Origin of the sequence: Mesorhizobium sp. M0854, assembly GCF_040319815.1 — a bacterium.
Taxonomy (GTDB): Bacteria; Pseudomonadota; Alphaproteobacteria; order Rhizobiales; family Rhizobiaceae; genus Mesorhizobium.
On sequence record NZ_JAMYOL010000007.1, the window covers coordinates 1 to 12,899 of the forward strand.

The window sequence follows — 12,899 nt, forward strand, 5'->3', positions numbered from 1 at the left end:
CCACCTCCCGGTTTCATTGGCGGCGCGCTTGGCGGGGGGTGGCCCCCCCGGGGCGGCGTCCCGGCGGCGTCCGCCGCGGGACGTGCCCCCGCGCTACGCGCGCGGCGAGCCGCTCACCCGGGCCGAGCTCGGCGTGCTGCTTGCCTATGCCAAGATCGTGCTGTTTTCCGATATCGTCGCCAGCGACGTGCCGGACGATCCGCATTTCGACCGCGACCTGATGGGTTACTTTCCCGACCGCATGGCAAAGAAATATGCGGCGGAAATCCACGGCCATCGCCTGCGCCGCGAGATCATCGCCCGTGCCGTCGCCAATGACCTGGTCAATCGCGGCGGCCCGTCCTTCGTCAACAGGCTGCAGGAAGCGACCGGGCGCAGTGCCGCCGATGTCGTGCGCACCTTCGCCGTGGTGCGGGATGGCTTTGCGCTGCCGGCGCTCTATCGCCAGATCGACGCGCTCGACAACCGGATCGACGGACAGATCCAGCTCGACCTCTATCAGGCGGTCAGCCGGCTGATCTATGTGACCAGCGGCTGGTACCTGAAGAACGATGCCGGCACCGCACCGCTCGGGCAGCGGATCACCGAGTTGCAGGATGCGCGCAAGGCGCTGGAGCCGAAGCTCGTTGCGCTGTTGCCGGCCTTCTCGCGCGAGCGGATCGAGGAGCGGCGGCACAGCCTGTCGAAGGGCGGCGCGCCCGAGAGCCTGGCCGAGCAACTGGCGTTGACCGATGTGGCGGAACTCATCCCCGACATTGCGCTGACGGCGCGGACGGCAAATGCCGGCATCGTCGCTGCCGCCAAGGCGTTTTTTGCAGTCAGCGATGTCTTCCGCATACCGCGCGTCGAAGATGCGGCGCGCTCGATCACGCCCTCGGATTATTACGATCAACTGGCGCTTTCGCGCGCCACCGACACGATCGGCGCCGCCAGGCGCGGCATCGCGGTGGCGGCACTCACCAGTCATGCCGAGGCGGCGGATCCGGTGACAGCATGGTTGGAGGCGGGCGGCGAACGGGTCGGACGCATCCGCGAGCGGTTGCAGGCTCTGACCGAGGGCGGCGACATCACCGTGTCGCGGCTGTCGGTGGCGTCCGGCCTGATGAGCGATCTGACAGGGCTGTGAGACGTCTTCCACATCGCGCGGGATTGCCGGGAAGAACTGCGCTATTGAGCGAACGGCGCCCTGCGTTGGGGGGCGCCGGAGCATGATCCCAAAAAGTGACGATCGGCTTTTGGACAAGATCGTGCTCAACAACAAGACGGAGCATCATTCCGATTCGATCGGCATGGAGCAAGCTCCAGCGGAGGGGACATGGCTGAGATGGCAGTGCAGCGGGCATCGGGACGCGGCATCTGGGGATGGATGCTGTTCGATTGGGCGGCACAGCCGTTTTTCACGGTCGTTACCACCTTCATCTTCGGTCCTTATTTCGTCTCGCGCATGGCCAGCAATCCAGAGACCGGGCAAGCGGCCTGGGGCTACGGCATTGCCGCCGCCGGCCTCGTCATTGCCGTTTTGTCGCCGGTCCTCGGCTCGATCGCCGATCAGACCGGACCACGCAAACCGTGGATAGCCTTCTTCGCCGCGGTCAAGATCACCTGCCTCACCCTGCTGTGGTTCGCCGCGCCCGGCTCTAATCTTTTTCTGGTCGTGGTGTTGTTCTCGCTGGCGTCGGTCGCGGCGGAATTCTCGACTGTGTTCAACGATTCGATGATGCCCCGCCTGGTGCCAAAGAGCGACATCGGCAGGATCTCGAACATGGCCTGGGGACTCGGCTATCTCGGCGGCATGATCGCACTGATCTTCGTCGTTACCGTCATGGCCGGCTCGCCTGAAACCGGCAAGACCGTCGTTGGGCTCGACCCGATCTTCGGCCTCGACCCCAGGCTCGGCGAGGACGCGCGCGCCACCGGACCATTGTCGGCGGCCTGGTATTTCCTGTTCATCCTGCCGATGTTCTTCTTCACGCCTGATGCGATCAAAGGCATTCCAATCGGGCCGGCGGTGCGCGAAGGCCTGTCGGAACTGAAGTCGACGCTGGCCGAAGTGCGCAAGCGCAGCGGCATTTTTCGCTTTCTCGTCGCCCGCATGATCTATCAGGACGGCGTCAATGCACTGCTGGCGCTGGGCGGAACGTTTGCGGCGGCAATGTTCCATTGGTCGATTACCGAGATCGGCCTGTTCGGCATCATCCTCAACGTCGTTGCCATCGTCGGCTGCCTGGTTGCCGCACGCCTCGACACAGCACTGGGTTCCAAGACCATAGTGATGATTTCGCTGATCATGCTAAGCATCGCTACGCTCGGCATCGTCTCGACCGGCCCGGGCTATACGCTGTTCGGCGCCTGGGTGATGCCCGGACTGGACGGCGGCGGATTGTTCGGCACGGCGGCGGAAAAAGCCTACATTTTCTACGGCCTGCTGATCGGGCTTGCTTTCGGGCCGGTGCAGGCATCGTCGCGCTCCTACATGGCGCGCAGCGTCTCCGCTGCCGAATCGGGCCGCTATTTCGGCATCTATGCGCTGGCCGGCCGGGCAACCAGTTTTGCCGCACCCTTCATGGTGGCCACGATCACCCTGGCCAGCGGCTCGGCGCGGCTCGGCATGGCGGCGATCGTGCTGTTCCTTGGCGCCGGCATGGCGATCCTGATCGGCACGCCCTATCCGGCGGATCGGCCGGCGGAGTGAGCTGCTCTTGCCTTCTCCCACAGCGGGGGTAACGCGTTCAATGCCGGAAATGCCTCACTCCGGTGAAGACCATGGCAATGCCGTGAGCGTCGGCGGCGGCGATGACATCGTCGTCGCGCATCGAGCCGCCGGGCTGGATGACGGCTGTGGCGCCGGCTTCGATTGCCGACAAAAGCCCATCAGCGAACGGGAAAAAGGCATCCGAGGCGACGACCGAGCCCCTGGTCAAAGGCTCCGTCAGGCCGGCAGCTTCGGCCGCGTCGAGCGCCTTGCGCGCCGCGATGCGCGAGGAATCGACCCGGCTCATCTGGCCGGCGCCGATGCCGACTGTAGCGCCATCCCTGGCATAGACGATGGCGTTCGACTTGACGTGCTTTGCCACGCGAAAAGCGAATTTCAGATCGGCCAATTCGGCCGGCGTCGGAGCGCGTCTGGTCACCACTTTCAGCTCGAGGTCATCCACCACCGCGTTGTCGCGGCCCTGGATCAGCAAACCGCCAGCAACCGATTTCAAGCCAAGGCCCGCTGCGCGCGGGTCGGGCAGGCCGCCGGTGACCAGCAGGCGTAGGTTCTTCTTGGCGGCAATGATGCGGACTGCTTCTTCGGACGCCTCCGGTGCGATGATCACTTCGGTAAAGGTCTTGACGATCTCTTCGGCGGTTCCGGCATCGAGGATGCGGTTCATGGCGACGATGCCGCCGAAGGCCGAGACCGGGTCGCAGGCCAGCGCCTTGGCATAGGCCGCCTGCAGCGAAGCGTCCTCAGCGACGCCGCACGGGTTGGCGTGCTTGATGATGGCAATTGCTGCGGAGCGCGACGGGTCGAACTCGCCGACCAGCTCGAAGGCAGCGTCGGTGTCGTTGATGTTGTTGTAGGAAAGCTGCTTGCCCTGAAGCTGGCGCGCCGTGGCGACGCCCGGCCGCCTGTCGCCGTTGACATAGAAGCCGGCGCCCTGATGCGGGTTTTCGCCATAGCGCATCACCGACTGCAGCTTGCCGCCGAAGGCGCGCCATGTCGGATGCTCGATCTCAAGCGCCTCGGCGAACCATCCCGAGATCGCCGCATCGTAGGTGGCGGTGCGGGCAAAGGCCTTGGCTGCCAGCTTTTTGCGGAAATCCAGCGACAACGACCCGAAATTCATCTCCAGCGCGTTGAGCACCGAGGCATAGTCATCGGGATCGGTAACGATGCCGACATAGGCGTGGTTCTTGGCCGAGGCACGGATCATCGCCGGGCCGCCGATGTCGATGTTCTCGACGATCGCCGCGTAGTCGGCGCCGGAGCGACGCACCTCTTCGAACGGATAGAGATTGGAGACGACGAGATCGATCGGCTCGATGCCGTGGTCGCGCATCGCTGCGGCGTGCTCGGGATCGTCGCGCACGCCAAGCAGTGCGCCATGCACCGACGGGTGCAGCGTCTTGACGCGGCCGTCCATGATCTCGGGAAAGCCGGTGAGCTCGGACACGTCGCGCACCGCCATGCCTGCCTCGGCAAGCGCCCTTGCGGTGCCGCCGGTCGAGACTAGCTCGACGCCGGCCGAAGCCAGCGCCCTGGCGAAATCGATCAGGCCGGTCTTATCAAAGACGGAAAGGAGCGCGCGACGGATGGGTACAAGGTCGGGCGCGGGAATGTTCTTGGCGGCGACGGCCATGGGCTGGCGGCCTTTCCAGTTCTGGTTGGAGAGCGTCCGCGGGCCGTAGCATATGAGGCCCGGAAATCAAGCCGCAAGACTTGATCAGTGTCTGCCGTTGCCACCGGCTTCAGCTTTTTCCGGACGGCCGGCGATGATGGTGCGCGTCAATTGCCAGTGGACCTCCGAAATTTCCGAGGCCTTGAACGCAAGCACGATCTGGCGGCTGCGGCGCGGGCCGCCAAGCCCTGCGAAATAGATCGATTCCTCGACCTCGGGCACCACTTCGGTAGAGGTAAACACCCAGGTGTCGGCATGGTCGGCGGCCAGCACCAGACGGTCATGCTCATCCTGGAGCAGGCTAATATCGGGATGGACATGGAAACGCACCGTGACGAAGTCACGGCCATTGTTGCGGATAGAAGCGCCGCCCGGGCGCAGAAAACGGTCCCTGCCGGCAAACACATTGCCTTCGGTCGATAATTTCAGCTCGCGCTCATGCAGGAAGCCGAAGCGCGCTGCATAGCCGTCATGGCGGGCGATGAAGCCCTGGCTGCCCTTCTGGTCGGTGCGCTTGCAAGGCACATGCTGCGGCCCGCCGATCAAAGGCGTGCCGAGCAGGTCGTTGACGCGCAAGGAGTGATTGAAGCGCGCCGACGACGTGTCGTTGATGGTGGCGGTCGAGTGGGCGGCGGTGGCGCGGGCAAGCGGCCGGAACTCGGCGGCGCCATAAGTGTCTATTCCGGCGTTGACGATATAGTGCTGGCGGCCCGACGACAATTCGAAGGCGAGGCATCCGGCGTGAGCGGCATTGGATACGTCGACAGGGGGCGGCGGGCCGGTATCGGCGATCACAGTGACACCGCCCATCGACAGGCGCTCATAACCCGAATGCGGCGCGTGCAGCAACGGTGCGCCGGCGGTGTCGTCGTGATGCAGGATGCTGGCGATACGATCGTGAATGGTGGCGCCCATGCCGTTGAAGCGGGCAAGGCTGCCGTCCTGATGGCGAAAGAAGCGCAATGCCGGCAGCATCCGGTCGATGGCGCCGATCAGGGCGGCCGGCGGTGTCTCGGCCTGATTGGCGTATGTCTGGCGCAACGGCAGAAGGTCGGCGAGGATTTCAAGCACGGCCATCGGATTGCGCGAGATATGGCCGCCGTCAGGCAGGATCTGGCGGTCGAGCTCCTCGGCGAGATTGCGGGTAGCACCGCGTAGCGCCGAGGCCGGCGCCGGCAGCGACAAAGCGGCAAAGGCCAGCGCAATGCGGGCGCGCAGCCGGTCCTTGCCGTCCGGCATCTCGCGCACCATGGCGCGCAGATAGCGGATCTGGACGGCGAGCGATTTCAAGAACGCGCGGTAGAACGGAAATTCAGCGCCCTGCAACACGATCGAGGAATGCTGCAGCCAGGCAATGACACGCTTGGCCGTCGTGCCGGGCTCCCACGCGACGCCGGAAATATGGCTGCCATGGATTGCAATCCAGTCGGAAACCAACGCCCGGGCGTTGGCGGCGGCGAGCTCGGTACCGGCGGCACGCATATGGCGCAGCCAGCGAAAGCCATGCAGCGTTTTTTGCCAGCCGGGATTGGGCACGTCGATCTGGAAGGGCGATTTGCCGCCGGTCTCGACCAGATGCCCCGAAAGCGGATAGCGGCCGTAATAGATCTCGAGCGCGATCTGAGGATCGGCGAGCCGCAGGTCCGGTGGGGCGATCAGGACGCGCTCCGGCGTGCGGCCTGAGTAGCGCCAGCGATAGAGTGGCCCGGCGCGCAAGCGCCGGCGCGTCTTGCGCCAGAACTCCCTCGCGACAAGCGTCCACAGACGCGTCGTGTTACCGGCAGCGATTGCCAAAACCCCTCCTGATCGTCCTCACCCAAGCACAAGTTTATATGATTCAAGAACTTGTGCGAAGGCGAATTCCGCGGCAGTGGGGCCGTTCAGCCTGTTTTCCATGCCTCCTCGCCCCAAGAAGCCGGACGGCGCTTCAGGATCGGCCCTTAGCCGGCTCTGCGCATGCGGGCGGCGAAGAAGCCGTCCAGCCCGGAGCGGCCCGGCGAGCCTAGCTCCAGATCGGCAGGCGTGGTGCGCAACGTGCCTTGCGGCGTCAGAAACGGGTCGATGCCGGCGATCTCACCCGGCCGAAGCGGGTCGTCGACAATCTCCGCATTGCCGGCGAGAAAGTCGCGATAGAGCTCTTCGCCTTCCAGCGGATCGAGCGAACAGTTGGAAAAGACGATGCGTCCACCAGGCTTGACCAGGGTGACGGCGCGGGCAAGCAGCCGGCGTTGCAGGTCGGCCAGTTTTTCGACGTCGGCCACCGTCTTCGTCCAGGGGACGTCGGGATGCCGCCGCACCGTGCCGGTCGAAGAGCAAGGTGCGTCGAGGAGGACGGCGTCGAAGAGGTCCTTCGGCTCGTATTTGAGCAGATCGGCCTGGACGATCTCGGCGGCCAGACCGAGCCGTTCGAGGTTCTGCGTCAGCCGTGCCAGCCGCGTTTTGGACATGTCTAGCGCGGTGACGTGGGCGCCGGCGAGGATCAGCTGGGCGGTCTTGCCGCCCGGCGCGGCGCAGAGGTCGGCGATTCGCAAACCATTGATGTCGCCGAACAGCCGGGCCGGCAGGCTGGCCGCTGCATCCTGAACCCACCAGGCGCCTTCCCCAAAGCCGGGCAGTTCGGTCACGGAAGCGCTGAGCTTTTCCACCCGCACCGTGCCGGTCGGCAAGACAAAGCCGCCGAGCCGTTCGGCCCACAGCGCCGGGTCCGACTTGACCGAGAAATCGACCGGTGCCTCATGGCGATGGGCGAGCAGTATCTGCCGGGCCTTGTCGAGGCCGTAGACTGTTTTCAAACGGTCGGAAAACCATTTTGGCGCCTCGTCGGTAGCGGCAAATGCTGCGGCGAGCTCGTCCTGCTTGGCCCGCGCCAGCGTGCGCAGCACGCCGTTGACGAGGCCGGAAAAGCGCGCCGTGCGCGGATCGGACTTGGCGTGTGTCACGGCGAGGTCGACGGCGGCGCTGTCGGGAACATCGAGGAACAGGATCTGCGCTGCCGCCACATGCAAAATGTGCGAAAGCGCCGTGGCGTTGGGCGGCAGCGGCTTTTCCAGGCGACGGGCCAAAAGGCCTGATATGGTCATGCGGTAGCGCAGGGCGGTGACCAGAATGGCGCGCACCAAAGCGCGATCGCGCAGGTCGAGCGCCTTGTATTGTGGATGGCCGTTTTCATGGTCGGTCAGCCCGTCGAGCGGCGTTTTCGCGTCAATGACGGCGGCAAGCAGGCGCGCGGCTGCCTTGCGCGCGGCGAGACCGCGAGCTTCTGAAGCCTCACTGTGAGTTGGCCTCATTGTGTCGGCGATCGGTTGACTAGTTTAAATATAGCGCTGACAAAATCTTCTTTGCTTCCTAGGGGGGAGGTCACCTGAATGTAGTCTTTTTCAACCGTGCCGACATAGTCCGCGACTTGCTTTGGAGATGCACCATCCCCGACAAGTCGGACGATGTGGCGGAGATAGGTGTCATATTCATCTTCAGGAAGTGGGCGAAAGCCCAGATCACTTGATGTTGCTATGCTCGCCATCGGTATGCCGATAGGGTTCCAGTGCCTTGCACAAAGATCGCGCATTTCCGCCAGCGAGATCCCGCCTTTTTTGTCTGTCGCGCTCGTCACGACCACGGACCTTTGGGTCCGGTCGGATTGCGTCCCCAGGGATTGGGTCTCGGCTTGGCCGGCTCAGGCGGCCTCTCGGGCCGCGCGGCCCTGTCCCACGGACCAGACGGCTGCTGCCCGGTCCCTTCCGGCGCCGGCCTTGGCGTCGCGGCCGCTTCGGGTGCGCCGGCCATTTCGCTCGCCATCCTCTGCAACGCGGCGATGCGGTTTTCTGTGCTCGGGTGAGTGGAAAACAAACTGTCCATACGCTCGCCGGAAAGAGGATTGATGATGAAGAGATGGGCGGTTGCCGGATTGCGCTCGGCATCCGGGTTGCGGATGCGTTCGGCGCCCCGCGCGATCTTGTCAAGCGCCGAGGCGAGCCACAGCGGGTGTCCACAGATTTCGGCACCGCGCCGGTCGGCCTCATATTCGCGGGTGCGGCTCACCGCCATCTGCACGATCATGGCGGCCAAAGGCGCGACGATCATTGCCACCAGCACGCCGACGATGCCGAAGGAATTGTTGTTGTCGCGGTTGCCGCCGAAAAAGAAGGCGAAATTGCCGAGCATCGAAATTGCGCCGGCAAAGGTGGCGACGATCGTCATGGTCAGCGTATCGCGGTGCTGCACATGGGCGAGCTCGTGCGCCATCACCGCCGCGACTTCTTCATGCGATAGCCGCTCGAGCAGGCCGGTGCTGGCGGCGACAGCGGCATTTTGCGGATTGCGGCCGGTGGCGAAGGCATTGGGCTGCGGATTGTCGATGAGATAGGTTCTCGGCATCGGCAGGCCGGCACGTTGGGCGAGACCCTGCACGATGGCGTAATATTCAGGCGCGTTGCGTTCGTCGACTTCGATCGCACGGTGCATCGACAGCACCATCTTGTCGGCGTTCCAATAGCTGAACAAATTGGTGCCGGCGGCGATCAGCAAGGCGATCATCATGCCGCCGGATCCGCCGACCAGATAGCCGACGCCCATGAACAGGGCCGTCATTGCGGCCAAAAGCATGGCGGTGCGAAGGGTGTTCATCGTCTGCTCCATTTGGGCCCAACAAAGGGGTCGATCCTTGTGGGCCCATCGCTATATGATGGGAAACAGCGGTTCCCGTTTCAATCGGGGCCTGTTTCAATCTAGCGGAAGATCGCATGATCGACAAAACCAGCCAAACGCATGCTAACGGCTCGCCGCAAAAGCCGCTGACCCCGGCAGCCAGGCGCGCCTTGGTCGAGGCCGAGGCCCGGCGGGAGAAATATCGCGAGCAGGAAGCCACGCTGCCGAGGGAGATCGGCGGGCGCGGCGGCAAGGAGCCTGGCCGCTATGGCGACTGGGAGGTCAAGGGCCTGACCAGCGACTTTTAGCGCAAGCAGGATGCTAGTTAAGCAGGCTGTGCGGTCCGTTCCGCTTCGATGGCAATCCAGCCGTTGTCATCGACAGCGATGCCGATCGCGCCATAGCCGGTGATGGCGGCATGCGGCGTCTGCAACGGATGCCGGTGCGTGGCGCTGATCACCACGATTGCAGCGCCCGCGGCTTCGGCTGCCGCTATGCCGGCCGGCGCGTCCTCGAAGACGAGGCAGTCGCGCACATCGACGCCGAGCCGTGCGGCCGCCAGCCGGAAGCAGTCGGGTGCCGGCTTGCCGCGAGCCACGTCCTCCGCCGCGACGATCACGGCGGGAGCCGGAATGCCGGCGGCCTGCAGGCGCAGCAAGGCAAGTTCGCGCGGTGCCGAAGTGGCGATCGCCCAGCTTCCAGGCGGCAGCGACGCCAAGAAGGCCGCGGCGCCGGCAATCGGGCGAATGCCCTCGACATCGGCCGCCTCGGCCTGCAAAAGCGATTCGGCTTCGCGGGCAGGATCGACGCCTGGGAGCGCCAGCCGGCCGATGGTCTCGATCGCCCGCACGCCGTGGATGGTCGGCAGGAATGCGGCGACGTCAAGACCTTGCCGATGCGCCCACGCTGCCCAGACCCTTTCCGCCGCGGCGATCGAATTGAGAATCGTGCCGTCCATATCGAACAGGAAGGCCGCGAATTTTCTGCCTGCGAACATCGGTTTCCCGGGGTCATCTTGGAGGAATTATTTCGAAAGACGCGTGTCGATCGACCGTAACGTTGCCGCGTCCGTATGGGAAGTCGCGAGGCGTCGTTTTTGACGACCACAAGGAACCGCCGCACACTCTCCTGCGTTGACCAGCACTATCTTCCATGACGATCGTAGGGGGACGGCGATGCTGATCAGGCTCGGCTATGAAATTGCCATTGAATGCGCTGCAGCCACGCCGATTGTTTCGCTGCTCGAGATCCATCGGGATCGCCAGGCCGACATCAAGCGGCAGACGCGCGTGCTGACGTCGCCGTCGGTTCCGACCAGGGTCTACCACGATCTTTTCGGCAATAGCTGCCGCCGCTTCACGGCGCCGGCCGGAAGCTTTCGCATCCTTTATGACGCGGTGGTCGAGGACAGCGGCGAGATGGACGAAGTCAACACGCTGGCCGGGGAAGTCCCGGTTGCCGAATTGCCGGACGAGGTGCTCGGCTATCTGCTCGGCAGCCGTTACTGCGAGACCGACCATCTCGGCGACCTGGCCTGGCAACTTTTCGGCCAGCTTCCGCCGGGCTGGGCGCGGGTGCAGGCGATCGTCGACTATGTCCACAACCGCCTGTCCTTCGGCTACGGCTATGCGCGCTCGACCCGCACGGCGGCGCAGGCGCATGAGGAGCGCGTCGGCGTCTGCCGCGACTTTGCCCATCTGGCGATCACGCTCTGCCGCTGCATGAACATCCCGGCCCGCTACGTGAACGGCTATCTCGGCGATATCGGCGTGCCCGCCGATCCGGCGCCGATGGATTTCTCGGCCTGGGTGGAAGTGTTCCTCGACGGCAGATGGTACACCTTCGATCCTCGCCACAATGTGCCGAGGATCGGCCGCGTCGTCATAGCCCGCGGCCGCGACGCCACCGACGTGCCGCTGCTGCACAGTTTCGGCCCGCATCGGCTCAGCCTGTTCAAGGTCTGGACCCACGAGCAGGAAGGCAATCTGTTCAAGCCGCCCTATCGCGGCGTCGACAAGACCGTCAGCGCACGGATGCTGGCCTGATCTTCGGACACATTCGCAGTCCGGATTTCCACCTGCCGCCACTGCGGCAGCACTGATCCTGTTCGATACATCTCGTCTGTACCGGATTGGGACGCAGTCCAGCCGTCTCGAATTGCGAGCCCGAATCTTGGTAAGCGCTTTTTGAACAAAGCCGTGCCGACGCGGCTTTCGTTTACCCGCTGTTTACCTTGTCGCCGCTCGAAACCGTTTGGAAACAATGGCCTGAGCGGGGGCCGCTCGCTTTCCCGCGCCCGGCGGCGCGATCCGGCCGGATTCCTGCAATGCGCGTTCGGACAGCTGCAGGCTGTAGCGAATGGAGGCGGAAAGAATGCGGCGTTTCGGGGGTCTTGTTCAGGCGATCGGCGGCTTTGCCGGGGATCGCAGCGGAAATTTCGCGGTCCTGTTTGGTATAATCGGCTCAGTACTGGCGCTGAGTGTCGGCTTTGCCGTCAACGTATCCCAACTCTACAATGTGAAATCGAGCCTGCAAGGCGTCGTCGATGCGGCGGTCACCTCGACGGCCCGCGACCTGACGACCGGCGTTATCAGCGAGGCCGAAGCCAGCAAATCGGTGCAGGCCTTTCTCGATGCCAACAGCACGGCGGGTATCCTGCAGGACAATCAGATCGTTCTCGACAAACTGACCGTCGACCAGACCGCCAGGACCGTTCAGGCGGACGTTCATGTCAATGTCAGCTATTATTTCCCGCTTTTCAGCACGGGTAGCATGCAGCGCGTTCCCGCATCGACGACGGCTCTCTATTCGGACAAGCAGATCGAAGTCGCGATGATGCTCGATGTGACCGGCTCGATGGCAGGCCAGAAAATCATCGATCTGCGGACGGCTGCGGCGAATGCCGTCGACAGCTTCCTGGGCGGTCAGGACACCTCCAAACCGCGCGTGCGGGTTGCCATCGTGCCTTATGCCAATTCGGTGAATGCCGGTACACTTGCCGCCAGCAGCGTCTATGTGGAAACCACCGCCAGCCAACGCAAACAGGCGCCGGCCAATGACGCTGTGCAGTATGTCTCGGGCCTCATCCGTCCTGACAATTGCGCCACCGAACGCAAGGGGACCTACCAATATTCGGACGCGGGCCCCGACGCCAGCATGGTCAACCGCGACTACCTGCTGTCGTCCTTCGCCTGGCAAACCGGCACCGCCGCCTGCCCGGCCGCCACGCTGATGCCGCTGACGGCGGATGCGACGGCGCTCAAGACGGTCATCAAGAATTTCATCGCCTCCGGCGGCACTGCCGGCCATATCGGCGTACAGTGGACCTGGTACATGCTCTCGGAGAACTGGGGGAGCATAATGAGGACTTCGCAGCGGCCGGCCAAGATGGATCCAAAAAAGGTCGCCAAAATCGCGATCCTGATGACCGACGGCGAATTCAACCTGTCCTACTTCGATGCGAGCACGGTGAGCGACGTCTACAATGACGCCGGCAAGGAGCCGACCCGCACGGCCGCCAAGAAACTTTGCGCTGCCATGCGCGACAACGGCATCGAGATCTTCACTATTGGGTTTGACCTAAACGAAACGAATGCCAAGGCCACGCTCCAGGATTGCGCGAGCCCGGACACCGCCAAGATCAAGCACTTCTACCAAGCTGCCAATGGAACCGAACTCAACCAGGCTTTCCAGGACATAGCGCGCAACGTCGAGATGTTGACCGTAACCAAATAAGGGACAACAGCCCAAAAAGGAAAAGGCCGCCGCTTCTCGCGAAGTCGGCGGCCTTCCGTGTTTCCGTCCATGGCGCGGCTCCTGGCGGCGACGGTTGGTCGCCAGCCGCGCATCTCGCGCCTTAACGGGAAGACT

General features: G+C 64.0%; 10 protein-coding genes and 1 pseudogene. 5 read left to right on the forward strand and 6 right to left on the reverse strand.

Going from position 1 to position 12,899, the window contains the following annotated elements:
* Window positions 1-91: 91 nt before the first annotated feature.
* Together NKH99_RS13460 and NKH99_RS13465 are read left to right on the forward strand one after the other, a co-directional pair.
* A pseudogene (locus NKH99_RS13460) lies at window positions 92-1,126 on the forward strand (NAD-glutamate dehydrogenase); the annotation flags it as partial.
* A gap of 189 nt (window positions 1,127-1,315) precedes the next feature.
* Window positions 1,316-2,692, forward strand: a complete 1,377-nt coding sequence (locus NKH99_RS13465) for an MFS transporter (RefSeq protein WP_353014386.1) — start codon at window positions 1,316-1,318, stop codon at window positions 2,690-2,692.
* A gap of 37 nt (window positions 2,693-2,729) precedes the next feature.
* Here NKH99_RS13465 and purH read toward each other — a convergent pair whose 3' ends face one another.
* The 5 genes from purH to htpX all read right to left on the reverse strand — a co-directional run bounded on the left by purH (window position 2,730) and on the right by htpX (window position 9,008).
* The gene (purH, locus tag NKH99_RS13470; protein ID WP_352814783.1) at window positions 2,730-4,346 is read right to left on the reverse strand and encodes a bifunctional phosphoribosylaminoimidazolecarboxamide formyltransferase/IMP cyclohydrolase; all 1,617 of its coding nucleotides are present in this window, start codon (window positions 4,344-4,346) and stop codon (window positions 2,730-2,732) included.
* Window positions 4,347-4,430: 84 nt separating this feature from the next.
* Window positions 4,431-6,179, reverse strand: a complete 1,749-nt coding sequence (locus NKH99_RS13475; protein WP_352540908.1) for a heparinase II/III family protein — start codon at window positions 6,177-6,179, stop codon at window positions 4,431-4,433.
* A 146-nt stretch (window positions 6,180-6,325) separates the two neighbouring features.
* Window positions 6,326-7,672: an RsmB/NOP family class I SAM-dependent RNA methyltransferase gene (locus NKH99_RS13480; RefSeq protein ID WP_352683673.1), complete on the reverse strand. Its 1,347-nt coding sequence runs from the start codon at window positions 7,670-7,672 to the stop codon at window positions 6,326-6,328.
* Window positions 7,669-7,995 (reverse strand): hypothetical protein, encoded by a 327-nt coding sequence (locus NKH99_RS13485; RefSeq protein WP_353014387.1) that lies wholly within the window; start codon window positions 7,993-7,995, stop codon window positions 7,669-7,671. Before NKH99_RS13485 ends, NKH99_RS13480 begins: the two co-directional genes overlap by 4 nt.
* Window positions 7,992-9,008 (reverse strand): zinc metalloprotease HtpX, encoded by a 1,017-nt coding sequence (htpX, locus tag NKH99_RS13490; protein WP_352683668.1) that lies wholly within the window; start codon window positions 9,006-9,008, stop codon window positions 7,992-7,994. The genes NKH99_RS13485 and htpX overlap by 4 nt, the downstream gene beginning before the upstream one ends.
* A gap of 116 nt (window positions 9,009-9,124) precedes the next feature.
* Here htpX and NKH99_RS13495 point away from each other — a divergent pair, with 116 nt between their 5' ends.
* On the forward strand, window positions 9,125-9,337 hold the full coding sequence (locus tag NKH99_RS13495; RefSeq protein WP_352451229.1) for a DUF1674 domain-containing protein: 213 nt from the start codon (window positions 9,125-9,127) through the stop codon (window positions 9,335-9,337).
* 17 nt (window positions 9,338-9,354) lie between these two features.
* Here the strand turns inward: NKH99_RS13495 and NKH99_RS13500 are convergent, their stop codons facing one another.
* Entirely contained in the window at window positions 9,355-10,026 is a 672-nt protein-coding gene (locus NKH99_RS13500) for an HAD-IA family hydrolase (RefSeq protein WP_352451228.1), read from the reverse strand.
* A gap of 178 nt (window positions 10,027-10,204) precedes the next feature.
* On the opposite strand from NKH99_RS13500, the gene NKH99_RS13505 reads away from it, so the two are divergent.
* Together NKH99_RS13505 and NKH99_RS13510 are read left to right on the forward strand one after the other, a co-directional pair.
* A complete protein-coding gene (locus NKH99_RS13505; RefSeq protein WP_352451227.1) occupies window positions 10,205-11,074 on the forward strand; it encodes a transglutaminase-like domain-containing protein in 870 nt (289 codons plus the stop codon).
* 328 nt (window positions 11,075-11,402) lie between these two features.
* The gene (locus tag NKH99_RS13510; RefSeq protein WP_352767513.1) at window positions 11,403-12,764 is read left to right on the forward strand and encodes a pilus assembly protein TadG-related protein; all 1,362 of its coding nucleotides are present in this window, start codon (window positions 11,403-11,405) and stop codon (window positions 12,762-12,764) included.
* Window positions 12,765-12,899: the final 135 nt, after the last annotated feature.